This is a genomic window from Propioniciclava sp., from assembly GCF_029977985.1.
Lineage (GTDB): Bacteria > Actinomycetota > Actinomycetes > Propionibacteriales > Propionibacteriaceae > Propioniciclava.
In genome coordinates this window covers 15,563-30,805 of sequence record NZ_JARKOT010000092.1, presented here as the reverse complement: position 1 = coordinate 30,805, position 15,243 = coordinate 15,563, and the positions used below count along the sequence as shown (strand labels likewise).

Genomic DNA, 15,243 nt, shown 5'->3' with positions numbered 1-15,243 from the left:
GCGCGGGGTGGCTTAGTCGAAGAGATCGCCGAGCATGTCGCCGATGCCTTCGCCGAGCCCGCCCAGCCCTTCGCCGATGCCCTCGCCCAGGCCGCCCAGGCCGTCGCCGAGGCCGTCCATGAGGTAGGGGAGCGTGGCGATGCCTTGGAAGACGAGCGCGCCCACGGCGATGTCGCGGATCAGGTTGCTGCCCCGCCAGTTCGCGTAGTAGCCCTGCGCCCACGGCGCGTACTGCTCCCCGCCCTGCCAATAGGGCACCCGCTGCGCACCGACCTGAACGGTGCGGATGTAGGGGTCGGCGCCGGCGAGGACTCGTTCGGCGTCCGCCGGGCAGGCGGGCACCGACCGCACGGAACCGCCGGGTGGTGCCCAGTCGACGTTCGTGCTGCTGGGGCCGTGGGCCGGGTTGAAGAAGCAGGGCGGCCGCTTGGCCGGCAGCGGCCGGCCGGCGACGCGGGCTTTCACGCAGGCGATGGCGTAGCGCCCCTCCTCGAGGATCTCGGTGACGAACCTGATCTCGTCGGCCCGCTGCACGGCGGCCAGCGAGTCCTTGGCGTGCTCGTAGGCGTCGAGGGCCCGCTCGTAGTCCTGCCGCATGGCCTCGTCGAGCGGGTGGCCGGCGACGTCGGTGTCGAGGCGCTGCAGTTCCTCTCCGAACCGCGTCACGTCCTCCTCGGCGGCGCGGCGCGAGGCGTCGAACTGGGCGGTGAGCTCTGCCTGCTGCCGGTTCTCGACCGCGCGCGCATTGCGTCCGAGGCGCAGCGCGAAGAACGCGACGAAGGCCACGACAGCCAAAATGAGGACGTATTCCATGCCCCCCATTGTGCCCAGCACCTGCTGTGGTCCAACCAGCCCCGGCTGTGAGATTCCTGTGAGACCGGTTCGTCGCCCGGCGTCGAGACGCGGCACCATGGGAGCGATGAATGAGCGACGATCCGCCGTGGGGGCGGTGTGGGTGGGAGCGCTGGCGACGATCGTCGCGGGCGCCCTGGCGATCGCCTGCGCCTGGTTCTTCGTGACCACGCGTCGCGGTCAGGTTCTCGACGAGCTCGCGCTGCGCGGCTCGCACATCGGCGCCTGGCGCCTGGACGCCCAGGCAGCGGCTCTGCTCCAGTTCGTCTCGGTGCCCACCGTCGCCGTCGGGATCGTCGTCGTGGCGCTCGTCGGTCTCGTCCGCGGCCGCTGGCGCGACGCGCTCGCGGCGGCGGTGGCGGTCGGCGGTGCCAACGTCACGACTCAGCTCGTCAAGAACTGGCTGCTCAGTCGGCCCGACCTCATCAGCGGGGACGCCGCCGCCAACTCCCTGCCGTCCGGGCACACGACGGTGGCGGCGTCCCTGGTCGTCGGGCTCGTGCTCGTGAGCGGCCGGTACGTCCGGGAAGCGGTGGCCGTGCTGGGTGCACTGGCCATCATCGCGTTCGGGTACGCCACGCTCGTGAGCCAGTGGCACCGGCCGGCCGACGTGGTCGCCGCCGTCCTCGTCGCCAGCACGTGGGGGCTGGGCGCCGCCACCGCGATCCGGGCGGCCGACCTGGGCCGGGGTGAGCCGGACGCCGGCGTCCGGGGCGGACCCGTCGTGACGATGCTGCTGCTCGCCGGCTTCGCGGCCCTGGCCACCACCGGCGTGCTCGCGGCGGCGGTCTGGGGCGTCGGGCTCACGGACGCCTCACGCAGCCAGTCGTTCGCCGCCTACGCGGGCGGCGCGGCCGCCCTGGTCGGTTTCACGGCCTCCTGCCTCGGGCTGTTGACCGCCGTCGCTCCGCGCGTGCGGCGCGACCCCGCTCACTCCTGATCGACGATCTCCAGCAGCGGCTCGCCGCTCGTCACGGTCTGACCGACGGCGGCCGTCAGCGAGCGCACGACGCCCGCCTTGTGGGCCGACAGCGGCTGCTCCATCTTCATCGCCTCGAGCACCACGACGGTGTCGCCCTCGGCCACCTGGTCGCCCTCGGCGACGGCCACCTTCACGATCGTGCCCTGCATGGGCGCGGTGACCGTGTTGCTCGACGGCGCTGCCGCCCGGCTGCCCGAGCGCTCCCGCTTGGGCGGCCGCTTCGCGGCGCGCGCCGGCGGTGCCGACACGGCCGTCAGGACGGCCGGAACGCGCACCTCGATGCGCTTGCCGCCGACCTCGACGACGAAGGTCGTCTTCTCCTCGGGCTCGCCGTGCGCGGCCGGCGCCGCGTAGGGCGCGAGGGTGTTGTCGAACTCGGTCTCGATCCAGCGGGTGTGGACGCCGAAGGTGCCGTCGCTGCCGGTGAAGGCAGGTTCGTCGACCACGGCACGGTGGAAGGGCAGCACCGTGGGCATGCCCTCCACGACCGTCTCGGCGAGCGCCCGGCGGGCGCGCGCGAGGGCCTGGGCACGATCGGCCCCCGTCACGACGATCTTGGCCAGCAGGGAGTCGAAGACGCCCGGGACGACGGTGCCGACCGCGTAGCCCTCGTCCACCCGGACGCCCGGGCCACCCGGCGCCCGCCACCCCGTCAGCGTGCCCGGCGCGGGCATGAAGCTGCGGCCGGGATCCTCGGCGTTGAGACGGAACTCGAACGAGTGGCCCGTGACGACGGGGTCGTCGTAGCCGAGCTCCTCGCCGGCGGCGATGCGGAACATCTCGCGGACGAGGTCGAGCCCCGTCACCTCCTCCGACACCGGGTGCTCCACCTGCAGGCGCGTGTTCACCTCGAGGAAGCTGATGCGGCCGTCGGTGGCGACGAGGAACTCGCAGGTGCCTGCACCCACGTAGCCGGCCTCCGTCAGGATCGCCTTGGACGCCGCGTAGAGCTGCGTGCGCTGCTCGTCGCTCAGGAACGGTGCAGGAGCCTCCTCGACGAGCTTCTGGTGGCGGCGCTGCAGCGAACAGTCGCGGGTGGACACGACGACGACGTTCCCATGGGCGTCCGCGAGGCACTGGGTCTCGACGTGGCGGGGCCGGTCGAGGTACTGCTCGACGAAGCACTCGCCGCGGCCGAAGGCGGTGATCGCCTCCCGCGTCGCCGATTCGAACAACTCGGGGATCTCCTCGGTGTTCCGGGCCACCTTGAGGCCTCGGCCGCCGCCGCCGTAGGCGGCCTTGATCGCGATGGGCAGGCCGTGCTCGGCGGCGAAAGCGACGACGGCGTCGGCGTCGGCCACCGGATCGGCCGTGCCGGCCACGAGCGGCGCCCCGACCTTCTGCGCGATGTGCCGGGCCGTCACCTTGTCCCCGAGCGCCTCGATGGCCTCCGGAGGCGGTCCGATCCACGTGAGCCCGGCGTCGATGACGGCGCGGGCGAAGGCGGCGTTCTCGGCGAGGAACCCGTAGCCGGGATGCACGGCGTCCGCGCCGGAACGCGCGGCCACCTCGAGGATCTTGCCGATGTCGAGGTACGACTCCGCCGGCGTCGACCCGCCGAGGGCGTACGCCTCGTCGGCGAGCCGCACGAACAGGGCGTCGGCGTCCGGGTCGGCGTAGACGGCCACGCTGCCCAGGCCGGCGTCCCTGGCCGCCCGCACCACCCGTACTGCGATCTCGCCCCGATTGGCCACGAGCACCTTGCTGAGGGACACCTCGACTCCTTCGCCGCAGCCCCGCCACGCCCAAGGGGCGGGGGTCGTTTCGGAGCCTAGTCCTGTTCGCTCAGGAGAACACGCCGATCGCGACGGGAATCACCCAGGCGAGGCCGAGCACCTGCAGGACGCGGTCGGACAGGACCACATCCTCGGGCTCGCCGGCGCCGCCGGCGTCGATCGTGTACGCGTAGCGGAGCAGCGCCAGGGTGAAGGGGGCGATGGAAAGGGCGTGCCAGTTGATGCCCACCGAGTCGGGGGCCTGCTCGAACGCCCAGAGGCTGTAGGACATGATGACGGCCGCGCAGCTGAGCGCCCACACGAAGCGCAGGTAGCTGGCCGTGTAGCGCGCCAACGACGCGCGCGTGCCTGCCTCAGGGCCCAGCTCGACCATCTCGGAGTAGCGCTTGCCGGCCACCATGAACAGCGACCCGAACGAGGCGACGAGGAGGAACCACTGGCTCAGCGGGATGTTCGATGCGACGCCGCCCGCGACGGCCCGCAACAAGAAGCCCGCCGCGACCATGGCGAGGTCGAGGATCGGCTGGTTCTTCCAGAACAGCGAGTAGCCCACCTGCAGCACCCAGTAGACGGCCAGCGTGACCGCCAGCAGCGGTGCGATGAACCACCCGGCGACGAGCGCCGCGACGCCGGTGACGGCCGCGAGGATCGCGGCGGTGCGGATGCTCACCTCGCCTGCAGCGATCGGCCGGAACCGCTTCTTCGGGTGGCTGCGGTCGGCCTCCACGTCCCGGATGTCGTTGATGAGGTAGATCGACGCGCTCACGAGACAGAACGCGGCGAACGCGCCGAGCGTGTTCAGCAGGACGGCGGGAACGAACAGCAACCCGGCGGCGACCGGCGCGGCGAGGACGAGGACGTTCTTCACCCACTGGCGTGGCCGCATCGCACGGATGGGGGCCGGGAGGACGTGGCTGGGCGCTGCGGGCGTGATCTCGGTCATGGCAGCGCACGAGTCTACCGGGCCCGGCGCATCCGGGTCAGGGGGTGGGGCGCCACAGGTCGGTCCACCTCACGCCGAGCTCGGCCAGCATCGTGCGCAGCAGAGGCACGCTCAGGCCCACGACGTTGTGCGGATCCCCTTCGACGCCGGTCACGAACGCGGCCCCGAAGCCGTCGATGGTGAAGGCGCCCGCGACCTGCTGCGGCTCGCCGGTCGCCACGTAGGCGTCGATCTCGGCGTCGGTCACGTCGGCGAAGTGCACGACGGTGGACGCCGCCCGCGTCAGCCGGTCGACCCGGCCGCCGCGGACGGCCACCACGTGGTGGCCGGTGACGAGCACGCCGGAGCGTCCGCGCATCGCCCGCCAACGCTCCACGACGGCGGCGTCGGTTCCTGGTTTGCCGCACAGGGTGCCGTCGAGATCCAGCACCGAGTCGCAGCCGACGAGGACGAAGTTCCCGGCATGCGCGGTGCCCGCCAGCTCGGCCAGCACGGCCTCGCCCTTGAGGCGGGCCAGTTCGGTGGCCAGACCGGCCGCGTCGGCCGCGGCGACGACCGACTCGTCCACGCCCGAGACGTGCACGACCGGCTCGACTCCCGCCGCGCGCAGGGTGCTGAGGCGCGCGGGCGAGGCCGAGGCGAGGACGAGCCGCACCGTCAGCGGCGACCGAACAGGATGTCGGACAGGATGCTGCCGAGCGGGTTGTCGGCCTGCGCCGGGGACTGCGGCGCCGCTGGGGCCTGGCTGGTGGCCTGGCCCATGGACAGGTCGGTTTCTGGCACGTCAGGCGCGGTGAACGGGCCCGAGCCGGTCGACGGGGACGTGCGCGGCGCCTGAGTCGGCACCGACTGCTGCTGCGTCGGCACCGACTGCTGCTGGGTCGAGCCGCCGCCCAGGAGATCCCCCAGAATGTCGCCGAGGCCGCCTCCGGAACCGGAGGAGGACTGGCCGCCACCGAACATGCCGCCCAGGATGTCGCCGAGGCCACCGCCACCGGTGCGCCCGCGGGTGTCGGCTCCGATCGCGCCCGAGAGGCGCTGGGCGAGGTAGGCCATCACGATCGGGGCGAGGATCGGGAGCAGCTTCTGCAGCAGCGATCCGGACTGACCGCCCGACAGCGCCTGCAGCTGGGTGGGGCTGTACACGTGGTCGACGATCTTGGCTCCGTCAGCCGTATCGATGGCGCCGAGGTCGACCGTGTTGCCGAAGGCCGCCGAGGACACGTGCTGGTCGAGCGCGCGCGTCAGGCTGGCCGCACCGGCGGCGTCCGAAACGTTGTTGTCCAGCTGGCCCACGAGCGAGGCGAGCGCCTCGTCCACCAGCACGTTCGCCTCGTCGGGGTTCGTGCCCAGCAGCTGGGCAACCTGGTCGAGGTCCAGGTTGGCCTTGATGTCGTCAACGGCTCCCATGGCTTGCTCCTTCGCAGTGTCGGTGGGGATGGCGTGAGCCCAGCTCACCGCCGGAACGTGCTGCGCCACGCGGAGGCACCGGCCAGCACGTCGTGCCGGACGAGGTGCCAGCGGGACACCCAGCCACCGGCGATGCGGGTGTCGGTCGGGGCATGCGGACGCCCCCGCTCGCGTCGCAGCATGGCGAGCACGGTGACGAGGGCCGCGAGCTCGTCGGCGTCCGGTTCGCCGGCCAGCACCTCGAGCGCGGGACGGGGCTCGTCGGCGTTCACAGCGGGATGTTCCCGTGCTTCTTCGGCGGCAGCGACTCGCGCTTCGTGCGCAGCAACCGCATGACGCGGGCGATCGTCTCACGGGTGGCGTGCGGGTGGATGACCTGGTCGATGTAGCCGCGCTCGGCCGCCACGTACGGGTTGGCCAGCTCGTCGTTGTACTCGGTGATGAGTTGGGCGCGGCGGGCGGCCGGGTCGTCGGCCTCGGCCAACTCCCGGCGGTAGAGGATCTCGACGGCGCCCTCGGCGCCCATGACGGCGATCTGGGCGGTCGGCCACGCGAGATTCACGTCGGCACCCAGGTGCTTGGAGCCCATGACGTCGTAGGCGCCGCCGTAGGCCTTGCGGGTGATGACGGTGACGAGCGGCACCGTCGCCTCGGCGTAGGCGTAGATGAGCTTCGCGCCGCGGCGGATGATGCCCGTGTGTTCCTGGGTGACGCCGGGCAGGAAGCCGGGGACGTCCACGAACGTCAGGACGGGGATGTTGAAGCAGTCGCACGTGCGGACGAACCGGGCGGCCTTCTCGGAGGCGTCGATGTCGAGGCAGCCCGCATACACGAGCGGCTGATTGGCGACGATGCCGACGACGCGGCCCTCGATGCGTCCGAAGCCGCACACGATGTTGCCGGCGAACAGCTCCTGGACCTCGCAGAACTCGTCGTCGTCGAGCACGTTCGTGATGACGGCGCGGATGTCGTACGGCTGGTTGGGGGAGTCGGGGATGAGGGCGTCGAGTTCGCGGTCGTGGTCGGTGATCGTGAGGTCGGCCTCGGCCTCGTCGTAGACCGGGGGTTCCTCCAGGTTGTTCTGCGGCAGGTAGGTGAGCAGGTCGCGGACGTACTCGAGGGCGTCCGTCTCGTCGGAGGCCAGGTAGTGCGCGTTGCCCGACTTCGTGTTGTGGGTGCGGCCGCCGCCGAGCTCCTCGAGGCTGACATCCTCGCCGGTGACCGTCTTGATGACCGCCGGGCCGGTGATGAACATCTGGCTCGTCTGGTCCACCATGACCACGAAGTCGGTGAGGGCCGGCGAGTAGACATGGCCGCCCGCCGCCGCGCCCATGATGACCGAGATCTGCGGGATGACGCCCGAGGCGAGCGTGTTCCGGCGGAAGATGTCGCCGTAGAGACCCAGGCTCACCACACCCTCCTGGATGCGCGCTCCGCCGCCCTCGATGAGCCCGATGATCGGGCAGCCGGTCTTCGTGGCGAAGTCGATGATCTTCACGATCTTCTCCCCGTACACCTGACCGAGGGCGCCACCGAAGAGCGCCACGTCCTGGGAGTAGACACACACAGGACGCCCGTGGATCGCCCCCACCCCCGTGATGACGCCATCGGTGTAGGGCCGCTTCCTCTCCATGCCGAACGCCGTGGAACGGTGGCGGCTGAACTCGTCGAACTCGGCGAACGTGCCCTCGTCGAGCAGCGCATGGATGCGTTCGCGGGCGGTCATCTTGCCCCGCGCGTGCTGCTTCTCGACGGCTTCGGGGGAGGCGGCGTTCAGGGCGGCCTCGATACGGGCGTCGAGATCGGCCAGCTTGCCCGCGGTGGTGTGGATGTCGGGCTCCATGGTGCCTAACCTAGCCCTGCATCTCGTAGGCTCGCGGGCGTGAATGCGTTTCTCGATGCGGACGCCCTCCACATCGCCTGCCGGGGTGGGCTCTGGGGCGACGTGCAGGTCGTCGACAGCACCGGTTCGACCAACGCCGACCTGGCGGACGCCGCCCGCGCCGGCGCCCCCGCCGGGGTGGTGCTGGTCTCCGGCCACCAGAGCGCCGGCCGCGGGCGGCTGACCCGCCGCTGGGAGGCGCCACCCAACACGTCGGTCGCCGTGTCGGTGCTGGTGGCACCGGCACGGCCCGTCGCCGACTGGGGGTGGCTGCCGCTCGTCGTCGGCATGGCCGTCGTCGACGGCGTCCGGGCGGCGTCCGGGCTGGAGGCGGGGCTGAAGTGGCCGAACGACGTGCTCGTCGACGGACGCAAACTGTGCGGCATCCTCTGCGAGACGGTGCTGACGGACGCCGGGCCGCGCGCGGTCTTGGGGTTCGGCATCAACGTGAGTCTCGCCGAGGAGGACCTACCCGTGCCGACGGCGACGTCGGTGCGGCTGGCCGGGTCGGGAGCCTCGGCGACCGAGATCACCGCCGCCAGCCTCGCCGCGCTGGAGAATCTGTTCGGTCGCTGGGAGGCCGGCGACGACCTGACCGCCGACTACCGGGCGAAGTCGGTGACGCTCGGCAAGGACGTGTCCGCCGCTGTGGGCGACACCGTCTGGGAGGGGCGGGCGCTCGACATCGACGCGACGGGGGCGCTGAAGCTCGCGACGGCGTCCGGCCCGCGCACCGTCGTGGCGGGGGACGTGACGCACCTCCGCTAGGGAAGTGGGTCTTTGGGACCCGCTCGATCGTCGGGGCTATCCACGCCGCTTGGGCGCATGCACGCCGTTTGGGTGCAGAAACGCCGGATCGGCAGCGACGTACGCCGTTTAGGTTCAGAAACGCCGGGTCTGCGCGGCGTATGTGCACCTAAACGGCGGGAGTGTTCCTTGCGGACAGCGGGTCTCGACAGGCTCGATCAGCGGGGGTGGCCCGGATCATTGCCGTGAGTGGCTTTCGTCCGCCTGGGGCGTCCGCAACGATCGGAGACCACGCCGTGGAGTGGGTTTCGTACACCCGCGGCATCTGAAGCGTGCGCCACCCACACTGTGGGAGTGGCCATCGACGCCGCCCTGAGGAGGGTGTCGACAAGCGCGACCACCGGCTGCCCTAGACGTGCCCCGCCTGCGCGGAGGCCTGCAGGTGGGCGTCCATGAGGGCGCGGGCGTTCACGCTGAGCGTGCCCCAGCGCGGGTCGGACGCGCCGGCTTCCACCTGCTCGGCGAAATCGATCACCTCGTACTGCATGGAGTTCTCCGGGCCCTGGCGCTCGCCCTGCCACAGCACGCGCGGCTCGCCGCCGCGTGGGGTGAGGGTGACGTGGGTCATGTCGGCCGGATCGTCGAAGGCGAGGGCGGCGTCCTCGCCGTGGACGACGCTCGGCCCGGATCCGGCCACGATTTTCGACCAGGCCAGCTCGACGACGGCGTTGCCGTGGTCGAGGTACATCACGCCGCCCGCCTCGAAGCCGTTCGGGAGGAAGACGCTCGAGCCGCCCGCGTTGCGCGGCATGCCGAACAGGTCGAGTGCGGGCTGGAGGCAGTAGACGCCGATGTCGGCCAGCGCCGAGTTCCCGAGCGACGGATCGAAGGCGTTGAGTACCTCGCCCGCCCGGAAGGCGTCGTAGCGACGCGAGTACTGCAGCTTCTCGAAGTGCGCGTGCCGCACGGTGCCGAGCTCGTTGATCGCGTCGCGGATGACCTGGTGGACAGGGGAGTGGACGTTGCGCATGGCTTCCATCGCCACGACGCCAGCCGCAGCGGCGGCGTGCAGGATCTCGACGACCTCGGCGGCGCTCGCGCCCATCGTCTTCTCGACCAGGACGTGGCGCCCGGCCTCGATCGCCGCGAGGGCCTGGGGGCGATGCGCGCCCACCGGGGTGGCGACATAGACGGCATCCACGGCGTCGAAGAGGGCGTCGAGGGAGTCGACGGCGGTGGCGATGCCGTGGCGCCCGGCGAAGTCCTGTGCCTTGGCCAGGGTGCGGGAATGGACGGCCGCCGCCTCGGCCCGGCCGCCGCTGGCGCGGCAGGCGTCGACGAAGTGGTCGGAGATGAAGTTCGTGCCGATGACGCCGAACCGGAGCATGGTGGTCCTTTCCTGTCAGGCGGAGGCGAGGAAGCTGAAGACGGCGTCGTTGAACGCCCTCGGGTTGTCGGTGTGAGCCGTGGCGCCGGCGTCCGGGATGACGGCCAAGGCGGCGTCCGGGATGCCGGCCGCGAGTTGCTCGGCGGCGGGCCGGTTGGGCTTGTCGCGGTCGCCGACGACGACGAGCGTGCGCGCGGTGACCTCGCCGAGGCGCCCGGAGTAGTCGAAGCCGGCGGCTTCGTCGAGTGCGGCGAGGAACCGCTTCTTGCTGATGCCCATCGTGGCCAGCTTGCGGGCGGGCATGAGCCCGAACGCGAGTCGCTGGACCTTCGCCAGCCCCGGCGGGGGCTTCACCTGGCCGGCGGCCAGAACGAGTTGCGCGACCGTTGCGGGGGCGCGGACGGCGGCGTCCAGGGCGACGACCGCACCGAGGGAGGATCCGATCAGGGCCATCTGCTCGACGCCGTGCTGGTTGAGCAGCCGGAGGACGTCATCCGCGGCACCCGTGATGCTGAACGCCTCGTCACGGCCGGGTCGTGTGCCGCGCAGCCACGGCGCGACGGCCTTCACGCCCGGCGGCAGCGCGACGACCTGGTCCTGCCAGGCCTGCGGCGTCTCGCCCACGCCGTGGAGGAACACGAACAGCGGCATGCGCACAACCTACTTCACCCTCGAGCGCCCCGGCGGTCCGCGGTGCGAGGCCCCGGCGTTTGCGGCGAGTAGCACGGGTTGGTGCGCCGACAGCCCCCGCATGGGACCATGAGCGCTGTGACCGACACCGAGCCGCGACGCAACCTCTCCCTGAGGTCGCAGCTGGTCCGGTTCATGCTCGTCGGCGTCGTCTCGGCGATCGTCGACTACGGCTTGCTCGTGGTGGGCATGAACGTCGCCGGGCTGGATCACACGATGGCCAAGGCGATCAGCTGGGTGTTCGGCACGGTCACGGCGTACGTGCTCAACAGCCGCTGGACGTTCGACTCCGGCGGTTCGCGCACGAAGTTCGCGGCCGTCGCGATCCTCTACGCCACCACGTTCGCCGTCCAGGTCGGCACCTTCGCCCTCATCTACCCGCCGCTGCACGCGACGTTCGGAGTGGACGCCGCCCAGATCGTCGGGTTCGTCATTGCCCAAGGCTTGGCGACCACGATCAACTTCGTCATCCAGCGGACGCTCATCTTCCGGTCCTGAGGGCCTTCGCCGCGCGACGCGGGGCTGAGCGGGTTCAACGGCCCGGCAGGCGGGCCCTCAGACGACCGTGACCTCCAACGGCTGGGCCAGCACACCGGACGCCGTCGGCTCGCTCGAGCCGCTGACCGCCAGGACGCGACGGCCAGAGGCGTCCGCGACACCGCCGGCGAGGACGCCGTCGGTGATCAGCACCCCCGCACCGTCGTCGCACGCGTAGCCGCCGGGCAGGAAGCCGGAGGCGACGGCGTCCGTGTAGACACCGACCCGGCCGTCCTCGGAGTCGAAGTGGCTGCAGAAGCTGCCCGGCACCAGACCCAGGCCTCCGCGCCAGGCACGGAAGTCGCCGAAGCTGTCCGTCACGCACCCCGAGAACCACACGTTGCCCCCGGCGGACGTCCCGGCCAGCACCACGTCGCCGGCGTGGTAGCGCTCCTGGAGGGCGGCATCCACGCCGTGGGCGCCCCACAACGCCAGCATGTTGATCGTGTTGCCGTTGCCGACGAGCACGAGGTCGGCGTCGCGGATGCGGCGCACGGCGTTGGCGGCGTCGGTCCACAGGGTGAGGACCATCGGCCGGACGCCGAGGGTGCCGTAGGCGGTCAGGAACGCCCGGATGTACACCGGGTCGTCGGCCGACGCCGTCGGCACGAAGCACACCAGCGGGTTGCGTTTGCCGGTGAGGGAGACGAGCCAGCGGTCCAAGGCGGTGGGAGCGCCCAGGCTGCTGGTGGCGAAGCCGCCCCCGCCGAGCGCGACGATGTGGGTGGTCACGCGACCATCCTTCCACCCGTAGACTCGCCCGCGTGTCAGAACCACGGATCGGCGTCATCGGCGGTGGCCAACTGGCGCGCATGATGCAGGAGGCCGCGTTGCCCCTCGGGCTGCGCCTCCGGCTGCTCGCCGAGGGGCCGGAGACCTCGGCCGCTCTCGCCGTCCCCGGCGCCGAGGTGGGCGACTTCACCGACCCGGACGCCGTCGTCGCGTTCGCCGCCGGGCTGGACGCCGTCACCTTCGATCACGAGCACGTTCCCACCGAGCTGCTGCGCCGCCTCGCCGACGCGGGCGTCGCCGTCCGCCCCGGCCCCGAGGCGCTCGTCCACGCCCAGGACAAGGCGGCCATGCGCGAGCGGCTCACCGCGCTGGGCGTGCCGTGCCCGCGCTGGCGCGTCGTGGCGTCGCCGGCCGAGCTCACGGCCTTCGCCGAGGAGGCCGGCTGGCCGGTCATCGCCAAGACGTCCCGCGGCGGTTACGACGGCAAGGGCGTCTGGAAGGTCGATGCTCCGGCGGATGCCGACGCCCCCTTCGCCGCCCTGGCCGGCCCGCAGGGGCCCACCGAGGCGCAGCGCGAGGCCGATCCCTCGGTCGTCATCGTCGCCGAGGAGTTCGTCGATTTCGCCCGCGAACTCAGCGTGCTCGTCGCCCGGCGCCCGGGAGGAGAGGCGGTCGCCTACCCCGTGAGCGAGACCGTGCAGCGCGACGGCATCTGCCACGAGACCACGACCCCCGCGCCGGGTCTGAGCCCCGCCCGCGCCGCCCGCCTGCAGGAGATGGCGCTCGGCGTCGCGGACGCCCTCGGTGTCGTCGGCATCCTGGCCGTGGAGCTCATGGAGCGCCGCGACGGCGAGGTCGTCGTCAACGAGCTCGCCATGCGGCCGCACAACACCGGCCACTGGAGCATCGACGGTGCCGTGACGAGCCAGTTCGAGAACCACCTGCGCGCCGTCGCCGACTGGCCACTCGGCGCCACCGACCCCGTCGCCCCGGTGACCGTCATGAGCAACATCCTCGGCGGCGCCAACGGCGACCTCGTCGGGTCGCTGCCCCAGGTGCTCGCCGACCCGCGCGTCCGCGTCCACCTGTACGGCAAGGCGGTCAAGCCGGGCCGCAAGGTGGGGCACGTGACCGTGTGCGGCACCGACCTCGCAACCACCCGGGACGCCGCGCGGGCGGCGTCCGACCTGCTGGAAGGACGCACGCATGGCTGAGCAGCCGTTGGTCGGGATCGTGATGGGCTCGGACTCCGACTGGCCCACGATGGAAGCGGCCGCCCTGGCGCTGGCCGAGTTCGGGGTGCCGTACGAGGCGGACGTGGTGTCGGCGCACCGGATGCCGGAGGAGATGGTCCGCTACGGCCGCGAGGCGCACACGCGTGGCCTCAGGGCGATCGTCGCCGGCGCGGGGGGAGCGGCTCACCTGCCGGGCATGCTCGCCGCGGTGACGCCCTTGCCGGTCATCGGCGTGCCGGTGCCGCTGAGGTATCTGGACGGACTCGACTCGCTGCTGTCGATCGTGCAGATGCCGGCGGGCGTCCCGGTGGCGACCGTGGCGGTCGGCAACGCACGCAACGCCGGCCTGCTCGCCGTGCGCATCCTCGCCGCCGCCGATCCCGCGCTGCAGGACCGCATGATCGCCTTCCAGGAGGAACTGAGGGCCGTGGCGACGGCCAGGGGCGAGCGAATCCGGAGCCGCTGAGCGGACACGCCGCGCCCGCACCGCACCGGCCCTCGTCAGCGCCCCGATACTGGGCATGCCCTCCCCCCTGAAGAGTCGTCGAGGTGAGACCGTGGCCACGACCCATCCCGAGCCCACCGCGCGCCAGCGCGGCGAGCGACTCGCCTTCCGCCGCGGGATCACCCTGTTGGCACTCACCCTCATCGCGCCCGGCTCGGCGCAGCTCATCGTGGGCGGGAAGGGCCTCGGCCGGTTCGCGCTGCGCATCTGGGCCGGCGTGTGGGCGCTGCTGATCGGGTTCGGCCTGCTCGCCCTCGCCAACCGCAACGCCGCCATCGCCGTCTACGCCCACCCCTTCACCCAATGGGTCGGCTCCGCCGCCGTCGCGGTGCTGGGCGTCGGCTGGGCCATGTTGCTGTTGGACGCGTGGCGGCTCAGCCGGCCCCGCCAGATGGGCACCCCGCGCACGTTCTGGATGGGCGTCACCGCCCTGGCGCTGGCCTTCACGCTCGGCTTCGGTGCGCTGCAGGCGTCGGCTGTGTCCCGCTCGCAGGCGCAGCTGTTCAGCTCGGTGTTCGCCGGGGGCGGCATGGTCGATGCCACCGACGGCCGCTACAACGTCCTCCTCATCGGGGCGGACGCCGAACCCGATCGCCCCGGCATCCGCACCGACACGATCATGGTCGCCTCGGTGAGCGCCACCACCGGGCGCACCGTGCTGTTCAGCCTGCCGCGCAACCTGCAGTGGGCCCCGTTCCCGCGCACATCGCCGCTGCACGCGCTCTACCCCGGCGGGTACTGGTGCGAGGACCAGTCCTGCCTGCTCAACGCTGTCTACAATCTCGCCGAACAGCACGCCGACCTCTACCCCGGCAATCCGCATCCGGGGATGACGGCGCTCCGTGAGGTCGTCTCCGAGACCCTTGGTCTCACGCTCAACTACCACGCCATGATCGACATGCGCGGCTTCGAGCAGCTCATCGACGCCATGGGGGGCGTCACGCTCGACATCGCCAAGGCCGTCCCGATCGGCGGCGGCAGTGCGCGCATCGACGGCTGGATCCAGCCCGGCACCGATGTTCACCTCAACGGCTACGAGGCGCTCTGGTTCGCGCGCTCCCGCGAGGGTTCGTCCGACTACGAGCGCATGACGCGCCAGAAGTGCGTGGTCAACGCGATCGCGAAGCAGGCGACGCCGCTCGTGCTCGTGACGCGGTTCAACGAGATCGCAGCCGCCGGGGCGACCGTGCTCACGACGGACGTGCCGTCCAGCCAGATCGGCCCGTTGGCCCAGTTGGCGGACGCCGGCCGTCGCCTCCCCATCGCCTCGGTCAGCTTCGCCCCGCCGCTCGTCGAGCCGGTGAAACCCGACCTCACCGTGATCCGCGACACGGTGCGGGAGTACCTCAAGGCCTCCGTCGAGGCCGACCGGCAGGCGGCCGAGGCAGCCGCGGCCGCCGAGGCGGAACCCGCCGAGGCGACGCCGGCGGCGTCCACGGACACCGGCGCCACGCCGGCGCCGCAGCCCACGCCCGAGCCTGCGGTGGAGCCCACGAACCCAGGCACGCCGGCGGTGGTGAGCGACACCAAGGGCAGTGGCACGGGCGATTTCACGCAGGAGCGCACCACCGACGACCTCGACCAGATCTGCGGGGCCTGACCGGC

General features: G+C 72.0%; 16 protein-coding genes. 6 read left to right on the top strand and 10 right to left on the bottom strand.

Going from position 1 to position 15,243, the window contains the following annotated elements; genetic code table 11:
* Nucleotides 1–12: 12 nt before the first annotated feature.
* A complete protein-coding gene (locus tag Q1K57_RS05615) occupies nt 13–813 on the bottom strand; it encodes a hypothetical protein (RefSeq protein ID WP_300079879.1) in 801 nt (266 codons plus the stop codon).
* Nucleotides 814–919: 106 nt separating this feature from the next.
* On the opposite strand from Q1K57_RS05615, the gene Q1K57_RS05610 reads away from it, so the two are divergent.
* Nucleotides 920–1,792 carry a phosphatase PAP2 family protein gene (locus Q1K57_RS05610; protein ID WP_300079877.1) on the top strand — a complete coding sequence of 291 codons (873 nt, stop codon included), beginning with the start codon at nt 920–922 and terminating at the stop codon, nt 1,790–1,792.
* Here the strand turns inward: Q1K57_RS05610 and Q1K57_RS05605 are convergent.
* The 6 genes from Q1K57_RS05605 to Q1K57_RS05580 all read right to left on the bottom strand — a co-directional run bounded on the left by Q1K57_RS05605 (nt 1,783) and on the right by Q1K57_RS05580 (nt 7,766).
* The gene (locus Q1K57_RS05605) at nt 1,783–3,549 is read right to left on the bottom strand and encodes a biotin carboxylase N-terminal domain-containing protein (protein WP_300079875.1); all 1,767 of its coding nucleotides are present in this window, start codon (nt 3,547–3,549) and stop codon (nt 1,783–1,785) included. The genes Q1K57_RS05610 and Q1K57_RS05605 overlap by 10 nt on opposite strands.
* Before the next feature lie 70 nt (nt 3,550–3,619).
* On the bottom strand, nt 3,620–4,513 hold the full coding sequence (locus Q1K57_RS05600) for a decaprenyl-phosphate phosphoribosyltransferase (protein ID WP_300079874.1): 894 nt from the start codon (nt 4,511–4,513) through the stop codon (nt 3,620–3,622).
* 37 nt (nt 4,514–4,550) lie between these two features.
* Complete coding sequence (locus tag Q1K57_RS05595) at nt 4,551–5,174, bottom strand: Maf family protein (RefSeq protein WP_300079986.1); 624 nt, start codon at nt 5,172–5,174, stop codon at nt 4,551–4,553.
* Complete coding sequence (locus Q1K57_RS05590; RefSeq protein WP_300079873.1) at nt 5,171–5,923, bottom strand: DUF937 domain-containing protein; 753 nt, start codon at nt 5,921–5,923, stop codon at nt 5,171–5,173. Before Q1K57_RS05590 ends, Q1K57_RS05595 begins: the two co-directional genes overlap by 4 nt.
* A 44-nt stretch (nt 5,924–5,967) precedes the next feature.
* On the bottom strand, nt 5,968–6,195 hold the full coding sequence (locus tag Q1K57_RS05585; protein ID WP_300079872.1) for an acyl-CoA carboxylase subunit epsilon: 228 nt from the start codon (nt 6,193–6,195) through the stop codon (nt 5,968–5,970).
* The gene (locus tag Q1K57_RS05580; protein WP_300079871.1) at nt 6,192–7,766 is read right to left on the bottom strand and encodes an acyl-CoA carboxylase subunit beta; all 1,575 of its coding nucleotides are present in this window, start codon (nt 7,764–7,766) and stop codon (nt 6,192–6,194) included. Before Q1K57_RS05580 ends, Q1K57_RS05585 begins: the two co-directional genes overlap by 4 nt.
* 39 nt (nt 7,767–7,805) lie before the next feature.
* On the opposite strand from Q1K57_RS05580, the gene Q1K57_RS05575 reads away from it, so the two are divergent.
* The gene (locus tag Q1K57_RS05575; protein ID WP_300079869.1) at nt 7,806–8,573 is read left to right on the top strand and encodes a biotin--[acetyl-CoA-carboxylase] ligase; all 768 of its coding nucleotides are present in this window, start codon (nt 7,806–7,808) and stop codon (nt 8,571–8,573) included.
* A gap of 388 nt (nt 8,574–8,961) precedes the next feature.
* Here Q1K57_RS05575 and Q1K57_RS05570 read toward each other — a convergent pair whose 3' ends face one another.
* Together Q1K57_RS05570 and Q1K57_RS05565 are read right to left on the bottom strand one after the other, a co-directional pair.
* Nucleotides 8,962–9,939, bottom strand: coding sequence for a Gfo/Idh/MocA family oxidoreductase (locus Q1K57_RS05570; RefSeq protein WP_300079867.1), 978 nt, complete (start codon nt 9,937–9,939; stop codon nt 8,962–8,964).
* 15 nt (nt 9,940–9,954) lie between these two features.
* Nucleotides 9,955–10,590, bottom strand: a complete 636-nt coding sequence (locus tag Q1K57_RS05565; RefSeq protein ID WP_300079865.1) for an alpha/beta hydrolase — start codon at nt 10,588–10,590, stop codon at nt 9,955–9,957.
* Between the two features lie 108 nt (nt 10,591–10,698).
* Here Q1K57_RS05565 and Q1K57_RS05560 point away from each other — a divergent pair, with 108 nt between their 5' ends.
* Nucleotides 10,699–11,127, top strand: a complete 429-nt coding sequence (locus tag Q1K57_RS05560) for a GtrA family protein (RefSeq protein WP_300079863.1) — start codon at nt 10,699–10,701, stop codon at nt 11,125–11,127.
* A 57-nt stretch (nt 11,128–11,184) separates the two neighbouring features.
* Here the strand turns inward: Q1K57_RS05560 and Q1K57_RS05555 are convergent, their stop codons facing one another.
* Entirely contained in the window at nt 11,185–11,898 is a 714-nt protein-coding gene (locus Q1K57_RS05555; protein ID WP_300079862.1) for a peptidase E, read from the bottom strand.
* 32 nt (nt 11,899–11,930) lie between these two features.
* Here Q1K57_RS05555 and Q1K57_RS05550 point away from each other — a divergent pair, with 32 nt between their 5' ends.
* From Q1K57_RS05550 to Q1K57_RS05540, 3 genes are all read left to right on the top strand, one after another.
* Nucleotides 11,931–13,112 (top strand): 5-(carboxyamino)imidazole ribonucleotide synthase, encoded by a 1,182-nt coding sequence (locus tag Q1K57_RS05550; RefSeq protein ID WP_300079860.1) that lies wholly within the window; start codon nt 11,931–11,933, stop codon nt 13,110–13,112.
* Nucleotides 13,105–13,599, top strand: a complete 495-nt coding sequence (purE, locus tag Q1K57_RS05545; RefSeq protein WP_300079859.1) for a 5-(carboxyamino)imidazole ribonucleotide mutase — start codon at nt 13,105–13,107, stop codon at nt 13,597–13,599. Before Q1K57_RS05550 ends, purE begins: the two co-directional genes overlap by 8 nt.
* A 91-nt stretch (nt 13,600–13,690) precedes the next feature.
* Entirely contained in the window at nt 13,691–15,238 is a 1,548-nt protein-coding gene (locus Q1K57_RS05540; RefSeq protein WP_300079858.1) for an LCP family protein, read from the top strand.
* Nucleotides 15,239–15,243 lie beyond the last annotated feature (5 nt).